Raw genomic sequence first — 12,796 nt, 5'->3', positions numbered from 1 at the left:
GCGGTCGAGCACTTGTTCCTCCTGATTGCCGTTGAATCAGGCCTTAGGGTACTCAAGCGTTCGCCAGTCATCCACGGAATTCAGCGATGAACCAATTTTTTGCGCTGATGCGCGCGGGGCATGCGGCTGCGGTGACTGCGACGGTGCGGCAGGTGCTGGGGCGGGAGCCGCGGACGGTGGAGGGGTTTTTGGGGGAAGAGCTGGGGGCTTTGGCTGTGGCGGCTTGAGGGGGAGGGCCGTGGGCTGGCAGTGCCTGATGAGCCTTAACGGCACCCCATCGGTTGGAGGGATGTCCAATTTTTTGGGATGCCGTTCAATCAGCAGGCCGGTGCAGACCTGGGGGGCCTCTGGCGCAGCCTCGTCAGTTGACCATCGCCAAGCAGGCCTTGGAACAGGCCCTGCAGGCTTCTGCACATCGCACGCAATGGTCATGCTGGTGATGGGCGCACTCGTTCGCGCAAGCGAGGCAGACCTCGCTGCATAGCCTGCAGAAGTGTTTCGCCATTTCGCTATTGCGCGCCATGGCACCTACGGCGAGCGAGCAGATGGCTGCGCAATCGACATCCAGCGCCATGCAGCGCGCCATCATCTTGGGATCGTCCTCTTTGAGGCAGCCTGCAAAGCATTCGTTGCACGCAATCACGCAGGCGTTGCATGCATCAATACAGGCCTGATAAGGGTTGGCGGTGGTGGTCATCACAGTCTTCTGTTGCAAAACCTTGTTGTACGGCTTGTGCGCAGCTGAAGCTGTAGGAGTGACGCGTTCATTTCCCTATAACCAGTTCGGCATGCGTCTGCGCTTGGCCCACTTTGGATACTGCATTTAGAGCAATGGATCACAAGCTATCAACGACGCAAGATGTGCCACCTGATCAGGTCAATAGGATCTTTGCCAAAGTGTGAGACTGGTTGGATAAACCGTTCTCACTGATTGTGCAAATGTCCCGGATTCACAAGGACACCAATTTGAAAGTTTGATGGCGGCTAACGGCCAGTTGCTGCCGTTCAATCATGTGGTTACTTCCTCAATAACGACCTCTAACTAGGAAGGCCTCATGGTTCTATCGCAGTAAGCCACGACTGGCCGGATGATGTGATGAAATCCTGCGCACAGCCCACGCCAGAAACCCTCAAACCAGTGATCAGACGAAAGCGTTTTCCGCTGGAGATCATGCCCATCTGCGTGCGGTGGTATTTGGCCTATCCACTCAGCTTGCATTCAAGATATGAATGATTCTTTTGATTTTCGTGTCTCAACAAATAAAGACGTCACTGCTGAAGAGTATGCGCAACTCGCTCGCTCTGTTGGTTGGGGTAGCGAAGAGGACAGCAAATTGTTCGTTGCCTCCAATGCTGCATATCCCTTGGTTGTTCATGCCCGTGGCGCCTCAGGACTGCTCATCGGATACTTGTCTGCTTTCAGCGACGCAGCTTTTAGCACCATGCTCGGTGAATTGATCGTACACAACCAGTTTCAGGGTCGTGGAGTTGGGCGCGCGATGCTTGAGGTGGTCGAAAAGCAATGGCCGGGCGTGCCAATTTACATCAAAGCCATGGGTGAAGCGAAGCACTTTTTTAGAGCTTGCGGCTACAAAGTTCCGCGGGCTGAAATGACGGTTCTTTTCAAGCGTCCTTGAATCAATGCTATTTGCACAATCCTATTTCGGGCTAAGTCGAATTCCAGCTACAGAATAGGCTGAGCGGCAGCAGAGGGTCGACAGCAGTCATCTGCATTCATGCGTTGAACGACAGCAACCAGCCTCCAGTGTCTCCATCCTGAAGCAGTCCCGTCTGCCACCGACTTCAATCCGTTGGCCACCCAAACCCCAGGCAGCAATTCCTGCTCCATCTTTCGATGCAGAAACAAGGCCGCTGTCATCGATTCCGGCTGGCATGGATGACCGGCGCTCATAGCGCCGCCTCTGCACGAATCCAGTCCAAGAATGCACGCACTTCGGGGCGGTCAGTTGTTCCAGGTCTTGTCACCGCGTAGTACGCAAATCTTGCTGGCCATGGCTTGTCAAGCACTTGAATGAGCCGTCCTGCGGCGACCTCTTCCATCGCATAGGCTTGCGGCACCAGGGCAAGGCCTTGGCCAGCCTCCGCCGCACGGATCAGCAAAAAATCGTCCTCAAACGCATTGCCACGCTCTGATCGCTCGTCATGGGCAACTCCGTGCGCCTTCAGCCAAAGCGGCCAATCTGCCCGGTCGCCGTCGTGGAGCAGCGGGTAGGCCAGGCATCCGCTTGCCTCGTGGATCATCACCTGGTGCGCCTTCATAAATTCCGGCGACGCGACCGGCGTCAGAACCGGCGCCATCAGCAGAATGGAATCCAGTCCTGGATAGTCTCCCAAGCCGTGGCGCAAAGCCACTTCCACGCGATCGCGTTGCAGGTCCACCAGTTCCGAGGTGGCTTCAACGCGAACTTCGACCTCGGGGTGCAGCAGTTTGAAACGGCCCAGCCGAGGCACCAGCCAGGACGCGGCAAATGTGGCAACGGTGCTGATCGTGAGGGTGCGTTGGCCCTTGGCTCTTTCCAGGCTATGCATCGCCTGTTCGATCTGAATGAACGCGTCACGCAGCTTGGGATACACGCTGGCGCCGGCTTGCGTCAAACGCATGCCACGGCGCTCACGCTCCAGCAACACCACGCCTAGCCGATCTTCCAACACCCGGATTTGCTGGCTGACGGCGCCCGGGGTGACGTGCAAGGCCTGCGCTGCAGCTTTGACGCTTTCGCGCTGGCCCACCTCCACAAAGGTGCGCAACGCTTGCAAGGGGTAAAACATTTTTGAATTTAGATTTTCTAAATTTATAAAACAGCAAGTTTCGCTTTATAAATATTTAATTAAAAAAGAGAATTTGCATTCCTCGTAGATCTTTAAATTTTAGTTTATCTACATTAAAAATGCTGCATCTCTATACCGATAGCTCTCCTAACGGCTTCAAGGCCACCATCGCTCTGGAAGAGCTTTCTCTGGCCTACCAACTGCACCATGTCCGTATTGATGAAGGCGATCACCGCAAGCCGGAGTTTCTTGCGCTCAATCCTTATGGACGAATTCCTGTGCTCATGGACACGGAAAAAGGCGTTCAGCTTTTCGAGTCTGCCGCCATCCTGTTGTACCTGGCTGACAAGACCGGCGAGCTGTTGGCCCCGAAGGGGCCAACCCGCTGGGAGGCGATCAAATGGCTGCAATTTCATGCCTCCAGCCTGGGGCCGCTACTGGGCCAGCGCGTGCATTTCACGCTGTTTGCAGATACCCCCATACCGTTGGCACAGGAGCGCTACCAGCGCCTGACCGAAGAGGCCTTCCAGGTGCTGGACCAGACCTTGCTTGATCGCCCATATCTGGCGGGTGACGACTATTCCATTGCCGATATTGCGCACTTCGGTTGGCTGCATATCGCAAGGATCATCCAGTTTGATTTCAGCCATCACCGCTACCTCAGCGAATGGTTTGAGCGCGTTGCAGCGCGACCCGCCGTACGCAAAGGCGTCACATTGCCAGCACCCGCGACCGGTGCATGACCCACCAGTGAGCTTGACAATGAACGAACCCAAACTTTCTCAACAGGGAGCGGGAGCCTCCTACGCATCGTTTTTCGCGCACCCTGGTTACCGGCGCATGTTCGCGCCAGACCGGCTGACTCTGGGCATCTTTTTACCGCTGCGCAGTTTCCAAGGGGATATGTCCGTACTGCAGGGCCAGGCTGAGCTCGTCTCAGAGATCGACAGGCGCGATTTCGCGGCCGTGTGGGTGCGCGATGTCCCCTTGTTCGATCCCTCGTTTGGCGATGCAGGCCAGGTGTTCGATCCTTTTAGCTACCTGTCCTTTCTGGCAGCACGAACCAAGAAGTTGGCCTTGGCGACGGGGAGTGCCATTGTTTCCTTGCGCCACCCCATCGACTTGGCCAAGGCAGCGGCCACCATTGACCAACTCTCGGGTGGTCGCCTGGTTATGGGCGTGGCATCCGGCGATCGGCCGATAGAGTTTCCTGCGTATGGGCTCGATCACGCATCCCGCGCGGAGCGCTTTTCCGAGGCAATCTCCTATATGCGCCAGCTCATGCGCTCGGGGCGGCTGAACATCCACTCTCCACTGGGTCGCTTTGAGGGGGCAGAGCTTCTGCCCCAGCCTGTGTACGGCCGCATCCCTCTGGTGATGACGGGTTCCTCGGGGCAGTCGCTGGATTGGATTGCCCGGAATGCAGATGGCTGGCTGACCTACCCCAATGCAACCCATACACCTCGGGGACCGCTGCATTTGGCCGAAAAAATTCGGGCTTGGCGTGAGTTGATCCCAGGAGGGGGCTTTCGGCCCCATATGACCAACGAGTGGATTGATCTGGTGGACGACCCTGGCTATCCGCGCACGCCCTTGCACGGCGGCTATGTTCTGCGTACTGGCCGCCATGGGCTGATGGCCTTGCTGGAGGAATGGCAGGCAGCAGGGGTGAACCATGCGGCGCTGGGCATTCAGTTTTCACAACGCTCGCCTGCGGAAGTCATCGATGAGCTGGCCAGGGAGGTACTGCCGCATTTCCCATCGCACGAAGGGCAAAACCCTGCTGCGGTCAACTGGTGAGCACCGCCATGACCGATGACCACCATGCCGCTGAACCCATGAAAACAGCCGCCCAAACGCCCATGCCCATAAACATCCGTGCTCTGCAAGTACGGGATCGAAAGCCTTGGGAAGCGCTTTATCGCCAGTACGCCGACTTCTACCAATCGACCATGACGGATGCGATCCTGGACCGATGCTGGTCATGGCTGATGAACCCTAATCACGCTGTGGAGGGGCTGGTCGCAGAAGGGGAGAACCAGCAGTTGTTAGGCCTGGCGCACTTTCGTGCCTGCCCGGACCCACTGATCGCGGCCGACTTCGGCTTTCTCGATGATCTGTTTGTCCAGCCGGATGCACGTGGATTAGGCATTGGCCGCCGCCTGATCAGCGGCGTCGCAGCCTTGGGACAAGAACGCAAATGGCCCGTATTGCGCTGGATCACTGCGGACAGCAATGCCCAAGCGCGCCAGCTCTACGACAAACTGGCACAGGCCACCCACTGGATCAGCTATGACCTGGACTTGCAACGCATGAGAGGCTAGTTGCGTTGCGACCCTAGCTTGGCCTGCTGCTGTCTCAAGTGACGGCGGCAGGCTTCTTTGCAGGATACCTCGCTGCTGGAAGTGCGTGGAAGACATCCGTCCTCGCTGACAGCAAGTCAAGCTTCTAATGACGTGGCAGTTGAGAGTAGAACCCGTTTAATGGGTCATCTAGATGATTGTTGTTGCGGCGGCTCCACTCAGTAAATGACGCAGATCAGCCTGATGACTTGGTCGCTGGCAAGGAGTTCCGCACATACAAAACCTTTGGCGCGCTATCCGGCATTTGCTGAACTGGATGTGCCACTCCCCGGCTATTGCGTCCATGAGTTTTTGCAGTTGCGCCAAGTTGGAGTACGCAGATGAATCCAAAAAGCGTCGAGTAGCGTATAGAGCACATGCCCATTTCTTCCAAACTCTCCACCCCCATGACCCGCCGCCTAAGCCTCATGGGCATCGGTTCCGCCATCGCAGCGCTGCTGTCTGGCTGTTCTGGTGCCCAGGTACTGGACCACCTGGTGGCCCATGACACCTACCACGGCCCCACGGGCGTGCCCTATGGGCCCGATCCGCGCCATCTGCTGGATGTGTACCAGCCAAAGGCCAGCACGGTGCCCGGCCCTGCACCGGTGGTGCTGTTTTTTTACGGCGGCAACTGGACCAGCGGCGAGCGGGCCGAGTACCGCTTCGTCGGCGAAGCGCTGGCAGCCAACGGCATCATCGCGGTGGTGGCCGACTACCGGCTGAGCCCCAACGTGCGCTATGACGGCTTTCTGAGCGATTGCGCATTGGCGCTGCAGTGGACTTTGGCGCATGCCGCCAGCCTGGGCGGTGACCCGGCGCGGGTGATGGTGATGGGCCATTCCGCCGGGGCTTATAACGCAGCGATGCTGGCTCTGGACCCGCGCTGGCTGGCGCCTTTGGGCCTGGCACCCGATCGGCTTGCGGGCTGGATGGGGCTGGCCGGGCCCTACGACTTTTTGCCGATTGTGGATCCCCAGGTGCAGGTGGCTTTTGGCTGGCCGCACACCCCTGCCGATTCCCAGCCCATCTTCTACGCCGACGCCAAGGCCCCCCGTACCTTGCTGCTGGCCGCACGCAATGACAAGGTCGTTGATACACAACGCAACACCGTCGGCCTGGCCAACCGCTTGCGGGCTGCCGGTACCGATGTGGACATGCGGATCTTTGAGCACCTCAGCCACGTGACGACGGTTGCCGCGCTGGCCCGGCCGCTGGACTGGCTAGCGCCGGTGCTGCCGACGGTGCTGGACTTTGTACGCGGGGATCCGAGACCTGTGAAATAAGGTGGTCCGAGCTGTCGCCGGATGTGTGGCGTAACAGGCTTGCTTTGCAGCCGGTGCCTCGGTTGATCCATCGTGGCGGGAGGCGCATGACGACTGGCTGGCCGCGCTAATATGGCGCTTTCGGCCAGAACCGGCCTTCCGCCATCAGCGCGCAGTGCCAGCCAGCGCTGCTGTCTACCGCTTCCATGAATCACCTCTATACCCACCCCTACCAGGGCAGCTTGGGCAATGGCCTGGCCAAGCTGCTCAATTCGCGTCGCTTTGCCTCCTATCGGCGAGCCCTCATGTCCCGTCTGCCCTTCATGACCTTGGACAGCGATGTAGTGGATGTGGTCTACATGACATGGTTGGTGGACGAAGCCCTGGCAGCACCTTTTGCCCCACCGGGCGCGCGCCTCTGGTCTTACCAGGGCCGCACCCCTCTCACGGTGCTGACCTATCGCCATGGGCATTTTGGCCCTCGGTGGATGGGGCCCCTGAGGCGCTTTATGCCTTCGCCGTTGCAGAGCAACTGGCGCCTGTACTTGGCAGAGCCGCTGGCCGATGCGCCGCCCATTCCTACCGTCGCCTTTGTCTACAACGTGATGGACAGCCTCGCCCATGTGGCGGGGACGCGCTTGTTCAGTGATGCCTTGCCATCCCATTTGCCGGCAAGCTTTGATTTCCGCGTGACGCCCGATGAGGCCATCGTCAACATCGCGCCCGGCGATGGCAGCGCGCCAACATTGGCGGCCAGGGCTGTCAGGGCGGCGAGGGCGGGCGACGCCGTTTTATCGCCGCCCTGGTCCGGGATGTTCAATGGCTGGACGGATGCGGTCGTGCGCCTGGCCTCGCAGGACGCTGCGGTGGTGGAGGTGTCGACAGCAGAGGGCGCCCCTGGCAGGTCCGCCTTGGCGACGATTGACTTGCCGGTGGATGTCGCCTCGGTGGAGCCCTTGCTGCTGGATACGCAGACCCTCGACTGCCCATTGCTGCAGAGGCTGGGTGCGGACCCGGAGGCCCTCTGCTTTCTGCTGCCCAGCGTGCGCTTCTCTGCCTTGTCAGAACGGCTTTTGCGCGCTTCTGCCTGAGGCGGGTCCGCTGGGGCCGCATGGTTTGCCCATCAAAAACCAGGTGCTTGACGCCAACCAACCAACTAGTAGAATGGCTCATCTTTGAAAGCGCTACCTGCCCACCCGATGACTGTTGAACTCTCCCCCCGCGCCACTGAATTGGCAGAACATGCCCGGCAATTGCTGGCCGCTGGCGGCTACAACGGCTTCAGCTATGCCGATCTCTCCGAAAAGGTGGGGATAGGCAAGGCCAGCATCCACCACCATTTCCCCAGCAAGGCGGATCTCGTGTTGACGGTGGTGCAACGGCACCGCCAGCAATCTGTAGAGGGTTTGGCTGCTATGCAGCAGCATCTGGGCGACGACCCACAAGCCCAATTGAACGCTTATGTCGATTACTGGGCGCGCTGCATACGCGACGGGTCATCGACGATGTGCATCTGCGCGATGCTGGCCGCTGAAGCGCCGATGATTCCGGCTGAGATAGCGGCGGAAGTGCGTGGCTATTTCCAGGATCTGACGCAGTGGCTGGCTGCGGTGATCTCGCAAGGCCAGGCCAAAGCGCAGTTCAAGCCAGACGCGAGTGCGCCGGTAGAAGCGCTCGCCTTGATGTCCACCGTGCACGGCGCCATGCTGACGGCCCGCGCGCTGGGTGATCCCGAGGCTTTCCAGACGATCGTGCGCGCGGCGATACATCGGCTGGCAGCTTGAAGAATGGCCCGACTACCCAGGGTGTCGGGCCCTCCATTTTTTTGCCCATGTAACCAATCAACTAGTCGGTTAACTTTAGAAAGACCACCCCATGCCACATCCCATCTCGACGCTTGGCGCCTTCCATACCGCCATCAGTGTGTTGCCGCTCGCTGCCGGCTTGTACAGCTTTGTCCGCTACCGCGCCATTGAGCCGGCCAAGCGCTCGGGTAAGCTGTACCTGGTGGGGTTGTTGCTGTCGGTACTGACCGCTTTCGGGCTGTCCAGCACCGGAGGCTTCAATGCCGGCCATGCCTTGGGCATTCTGGCGCTGTTGGTGATCGGCGGGTCATTGCTCATCCGGCAGCTGCCGCTGTTCCCACGCCTGGTTCCCTACCTGTCGCAGTTTGGCTTTTCGTTCAGCTTCTTTCTGTTGCTGGTGCCTGCCATTGGTGAGACCTTGACGCGTCTGCCGGTCAGCCATCCGTTGGCAACAGGGCCTGAATCGCCGTTGGTGCGCGGTACCTTGCTCGTTTGGTTGGTGATTTTTGTGGTGGGGTCCGCATTGCAAATGTGGTGGATGCGCTCGCAGCGCAAGCGCGTCTCGCAATAGTCAGGTCGCCCATTGTGACCGCCATGCTGTCTGCCCCCATACCGGAAAACACCGCCTTTGGCTGACAGACAAGCCCATCGCCTGGTGCTGCAATAGTTGCCGACTCATCCAATTCAGCGGCCCAGAGACTCAACCGTTTAGCGACTGCTCCAATGGGTAGAAGTCTTCCGTTCAACCTTGGGCCCGAGGGCCTGAAAGTGGAAGCAATGACGCAATCGCATGGCAAACCCATCGCTAGAAACATAACGGTAGCGATCCTGGTCCTGGTGACCTTGTTTTTAGTGGGGGGCGGGGGGTGGCTGATCGCACTGGATGGCTCGGGCTATTACCTGGTGGCAGGTCTGGTGATGGCCGTCATCACGTGGTTGTATGCGCGTGACCGCGTGGCAAGCCTGTGGCTCTACGCCGTGCTGCTGTTCGCCACCATCGCCTGGGGCATCTGGGAGTCGGGGACCGATTTCTGGGCGCTGACGCCGCGATTGGATATCTGGTTTGTGCTGGGGCTGTGGCTGGTGCTGCCTTGGGCGAGCCGGCGGCTGTTGCCCAGCGCGGGCGCGAAATCGCTGCTGTCGCTGGGCCTGGTCGCAGTGCTTGCGGTGCTGGGCCTGAGCTGGTTCAACGATCCGCAAGAAGTGAATGGCAGCCTGGCGCGCGCGCCATCGGCGCAGACAACGCCGGTGGCAGGGGTAGCAGATGCCGACTGGCCGGCCTATGGCCGCACCCAGGCGGGTGTGCGCTATTCGCCGCTGGCGCAGATCAACGATGGCAATGTGAACAAGCTCCAGCTGGCCTGGAAGTACCAGACCGGCGACTTCAAGGGCGATGACGACTCGGGCGAAACCACGGCGGAGCTGACCCCCATCAAGGTGGGCAACCGCATGTTCATCTGCACGACGCACCAGTTCCTCGATGCACTCGACCCCGCAACCGGCAAGCGCCTCTGGCGCTTTGATCCGCAGCTGAAAGCCGACCGTACTTTCCAGCATCTGACCTGCCGCGGCGTGTCTTACTACGACAGCGCCAACGTCGAGGCCAACAGCAGCAGCGTGCAAAAGAACCTGACCCAGGCCTCGGCCGAGTGCCCCCGCAAGGTGATCCTGCCGGTGAATGATGGGCGCCTGTTTGCGGTGAACCCGGACACCGGCAAACCTTGCAGCGACTTTGGCAACCAGGGCCAGGTGGATCTGCAGGCCAATATGCCGTTCCCTTACCGTGGCGGCTACAACCCCACATCGCCCCCGGTGGTGACGGGCTCGACCATCGTGATTGGCGGCTCGATCACCGACAACCTGTCCAACTCCGAGCCCTCGGGCGTGATTCGCGGCTATGACGTCAACACCGGCGCGCTGCGCTGGGTGTTCGATACCGGTGCCGAAGACCCGAACCAGATGCCTGGCGATAAGGGCGAGTTTGTGCACAACTCCCCCAATGCCTGGGCGCCGTTGGCCTATGACGCCAAGACCGACATCGTCTACGTGCCGACCGGCGTGGGTACCCCCGATATCTGGGGCGGCGACCGCACCGAATTGAAGGAGCGCTATGCCAACTCGATGCTGGCCCTGGATGCCAGCACCGGCAAGCTGGTCTGGAACTTCCAGACCACCCACCATGACCTCTGGGACATGGATGTGCCCTCGCAGCCTTCGCTGGTTGACCTCAAGCGCCCGGATGGCACGACCGTGCCCGCCATTTATGTGCTGACCAAGACCGGGCAGCTGTTTGTGCTCAACCGGCTCAATGGCGAAGCGATCCTGCCGGTGACCGAAAAGCCGGTGCCGCAAAGCGTCAAGCGCGGCCCGCAAACCAAGGGCGAGCACTATTCGCCAACGCAGCCCTTCTCGCCCTTGAACATGGGGCCGCACGAGAACCTGACGGACAAGAACATGTGGGGCGCCACCATGTTCGACCAGCTGATGTGCCGGGTGATCTTCCACCGCCTGAACTACGAGGGCATCTACACGCCGCCATCGGAGAACGGCACCTTGGTGTTCCCCGGCAACCTGGGTATCTTTGAATGGGGTGGCATGTCGGTGGACAGCGACCGCCAGGTGGCCTTTATGAACCCGCTGGGTCTGCCGTTTGTGTCGCGCCTGATCCCGGCGGACCCGAACCGCCCACGCACCGAAAAAGGCGCTGGCACCGAGCAGGGCGTGCAGCCCATGTACGGCGCGCCGTATGGCGTAGAGCTCAATGCCTTCCTGTCGCCGCTGGGCCTGCCTTGCAAGGAGCCCGCATGGATGACCGTCGCCGGTGTGGATCTGGCAACGCATGAAGTCGTGTGGAGAAAGCGCGTGGGCACCATCCGCGACAGCCTCCCCAAGCTGATGCAGCTGCCCCCCATCAAGGCCGGTGTGCCGGGCCTGGGCGGTCTGATCTCCACCGGTGGCAACCTGATGTTCATCGGTGCAACGCAAGACGACTACCTGCGCGCCTTCAACGCCAGCAATGGCGAACTGCTCTGGCAGGCACGCCTGCCTGCGGGCGGCCAGGCTACCCCTATGACTTATGACATCGGCGGCAAGCAGTATGTGGTCATCATGGCCGGCGGACATGGCTCCTTCGGCACCAAGATGGGCGATTCGCTGATGGCTTATGCATTGCCGGATTGATGAACTGACATAGAAGTAACGGACCGCTTGGTGGCGAGGTCAATGGCGACGTACAGATAGCGGCGTTTGTCCTCGTCTTGGGCGTTGTTGCATAAATTGTCCATAGGCCGAGACACCCCAATCCCAAGTGGATTTACGCAGCAGCGACCGTCTGGGGCGTGCCCAGGGCGGTAAATTGATTGAGGATAGAAGCTCGAATATTGAGCTCGGCCACCTGGCGCTCAAACGTCCTGGCCATCACCTTCTCGCCAAGGCGCTTGAAGCAATTCATCTTGGTCTCCACTAGAGACCTTCGGTGGTAGCCGCTCTAGCGTTTCCAGATAGCACGCCCCAGCAGCCTGCAGGCCTTGACCGCCTCATTGCGGTGAGCGAATGCCAGCCCTTTGCGCAGCTTCGCTCCTTTGCGTGGCGGGATGATTGGAATGGCTCCGTGCCGCCAGCAGGCCTCATGCACATCCTGTGTGTCATACGCTCCATCACCGGTAAAGCTGGCTACCTGCTCATGGCTGGGGATTTGGCCCAGTAGGTCAGCGGCCATGGGCGAGTCGCTCACTTCGTTGGTTGTCACGGCTATAGCCCGAATCTGCAGCGTCTGGGCATCGATACCCAGATGCATCTTGCGCCACTGGCGACGGCGCTCAGCTCCGTGCTTTTTGGTTTTCCACTCCCCTTCGCCCAAGAACTTGATGCCTGTGGAGTCAGCGAGCATATGCAAGCCCTTGGTGCTTGCCTTGTAGTGCACCCGCACGTCCAAGCTCTTTTGCCTGCGGCACACCGTGCTGTAGTCGGGAGCAGTCCACGGCAGGCCCGCCATACGCAATAGAGACTGCACCAGGCCCAGCGTCTGGCGCAAGGGCTGGCCAAACAAGCACTTGATGGTCAGGCAAAACTGGATGGCCGCATCTGAGAAGGTTGGACTGCGCCCACGCTTGCCCGTGGGCGCAGCTAGCTGTCGCATCCCGGATGATTGCATAGACAAAAACCGCTATCCACTGTTCATGGCTCGCGGGGTTCTGCGCGAGCTTGTACAGTCAGTGCATTCATCCGGGAGCCCGTCATGCAAATAGCCCTGCACAAGAATGCCCGTACCACCCCATCAGTACGTGCCCTAATCGCTGCCAGCGATGAGACCGCCAGCGTGCTGGCCCAGCGTTTTGGCATTACTGAGCAGACGGTCTACAAATGGAAGAAGCGCCAGAGCTTTCAAGACCGCTCTCACACTGCCCATCGCCTGCAAACACAGCTCACACCCGCGCAAGAAATTGTGGTGGTGCATCTGCGCCGAGCCCTGCTGCTCCCCCTTGATGACTTGCTGGCCGTTACCCGCGAGTTCATCTGCAGCACGGTATCGCGCTCGGGCCTGGACCGGTGTCTGCGCAGGTACGGCGTAGGCAATCTCAACGCTTTGAAGCCA

At 59.9% G+C, this 12,796-nt stretch carries 12 protein-coding genes and 2 pseudogenes; 11 read left to right on the top strand and 3 right to left on the bottom strand.

Annotated elements, in window-relative coordinates; translation table 11 throughout:
• Nucleotides 1-86: 86 nt before the first annotated feature.
• Nucleotides 87-227, top strand: a complete 141-nt coding sequence (locus EDF71_RS25230) for a hypothetical protein (RefSeq protein ID WP_166656642.1) — start codon at nucleotides 87-89, stop codon at nucleotides 225-227.
• A 134-nt stretch (nucleotides 228-361) separates the two neighbouring features.
• On the opposite strand, the gene EDF71_RS24405 is transcribed toward EDF71_RS25230, so the two are convergent.
• Nucleotides 362-697, bottom strand: coding sequence for a four-helix bundle copper-binding protein (locus EDF71_RS24405; protein WP_133859114.1), 336 nt, complete (start codon nucleotides 695-697; stop codon nucleotides 362-364).
• Nucleotides 698-1,226: 529 nt separating this feature from the next.
• Between EDF71_RS24405 and EDF71_RS24400 the strand changes: the two genes are divergently transcribed.
• Nucleotides 1,227-1,637: a GNAT family N-acetyltransferase gene (locus tag EDF71_RS24400; protein WP_133859113.1), complete on the top strand. Its 411-nt coding sequence runs from the start codon at nucleotides 1,227-1,229 to the stop codon at nucleotides 1,635-1,637.
• 271 nt (nucleotides 1,638-1,908) lie between these two features.
• Here EDF71_RS24400 and EDF71_RS24395 read toward each other — a convergent pair whose 3' ends face one another.
• The gene (locus EDF71_RS24395) at nucleotides 1,909-2,790 is read right to left on the bottom strand and encodes a LysR substrate-binding domain-containing protein (RefSeq protein WP_133859112.1); all 882 of its coding nucleotides are present in this window, start codon (nucleotides 2,788-2,790) and stop codon (nucleotides 1,909-1,911) included.
• 119 nt (nucleotides 2,791-2,909) lie between these two features.
• On the opposite strand from EDF71_RS24395, the gene EDF71_RS24390 reads away from it, so the two are divergent.
• The 8 genes from EDF71_RS24390 (at nucleotide 2,910) to EDF71_RS24355 (ending at nucleotide 11,382) form a co-directional block, all read left to right on the top strand.
• The gene (locus EDF71_RS24390; protein WP_133859111.1) at nucleotides 2,910-3,533 is read left to right on the top strand and encodes a glutathione S-transferase family protein; all 624 of its coding nucleotides are present in this window, start codon (nucleotides 2,910-2,912) and stop codon (nucleotides 3,531-3,533) included.
• A gap of 19 nt (nucleotides 3,534-3,552) precedes the next feature.
• Entirely contained in the window at nucleotides 3,553-4,590 is a 1,038-nt protein-coding gene (locus EDF71_RS24385; RefSeq protein ID WP_133859110.1) for an LLM class oxidoreductase, read from the top strand.
• Nucleotides 4,591-4,598: 8 nt separating this feature from the next.
• The gene (locus EDF71_RS24380; protein WP_243854448.1) at nucleotides 4,599-5,114 is read left to right on the top strand and encodes a GNAT family N-acetyltransferase; all 516 of its coding nucleotides are present in this window, start codon (nucleotides 4,599-4,601) and stop codon (nucleotides 5,112-5,114) included.
• A gap of 425 nt (nucleotides 5,115-5,539) precedes the next feature.
• Entirely contained in the window at nucleotides 5,540-6,418 is an 879-nt protein-coding gene (locus tag EDF71_RS24375; protein ID WP_133859109.1) for an alpha/beta hydrolase, read from the top strand.
• A 185-nt stretch (nucleotides 6,419-6,603) separates the two neighbouring features.
• A complete protein-coding gene (locus EDF71_RS24370) occupies nucleotides 6,604-7,488 on the top strand; it encodes a DUF2071 domain-containing protein (RefSeq protein ID WP_133859108.1) in 885 nt (294 codons plus the stop codon).
• A gap of 108 nt (nucleotides 7,489-7,596) precedes the next feature.
• Nucleotides 7,597-8,181, top strand: coding sequence for a TetR/AcrR family transcriptional regulator (locus EDF71_RS24365; RefSeq protein WP_133859107.1), 585 nt, complete (start codon nucleotides 7,597-7,599; stop codon nucleotides 8,179-8,181).
• A 91-nt stretch (nucleotides 8,182-8,272) separates the two neighbouring features.
• Nucleotides 8,273-8,773, top strand: a complete 501-nt coding sequence (locus EDF71_RS24360; RefSeq protein WP_133859106.1) for a hypothetical protein — start codon at nucleotides 8,273-8,275, stop codon at nucleotides 8,771-8,773.
• A gap of 206 nt (nucleotides 8,774-8,979) precedes the next feature.
• Nucleotides 8,980-11,382, top strand: a complete 2,403-nt coding sequence (locus EDF71_RS24355; RefSeq protein WP_133859105.1) for a glucose/quinate/shikimate family membrane-bound PQQ-dependent dehydrogenase — start codon at nucleotides 8,980-8,982, stop codon at nucleotides 11,380-11,382.
• A 133-nt stretch (nucleotides 11,383-11,515) separates the two neighbouring features.
• Here EDF71_RS24355 and EDF71_RS24350 read toward each other — a convergent pair.
• Nucleotides 11,516-12,325 (bottom strand): annotated as a pseudogene (locus EDF71_RS24350) (IS5 family transposase); the annotation flags it as partial.
• A gap of 114 nt (nucleotides 12,326-12,439) precedes the next feature.
• Between EDF71_RS24350 and EDF71_RS24345 the strand changes: the two are divergent.
• Nucleotides 12,440-12,796, top strand: a pseudogene (locus tag EDF71_RS24345) (helix-turn-helix domain-containing protein); the annotation flags it as partial.

This window comes from Comamonas sp. JUb58 (genome assembly GCF_004364775.1).
Taxonomy (GTDB): Bacteria; Pseudomonadota; Gammaproteobacteria; order Burkholderiales; family Burkholderiaceae_C; genus Comamonas.
This window is presented reverse-complemented; position numbering and strand designations above follow the sequence as displayed.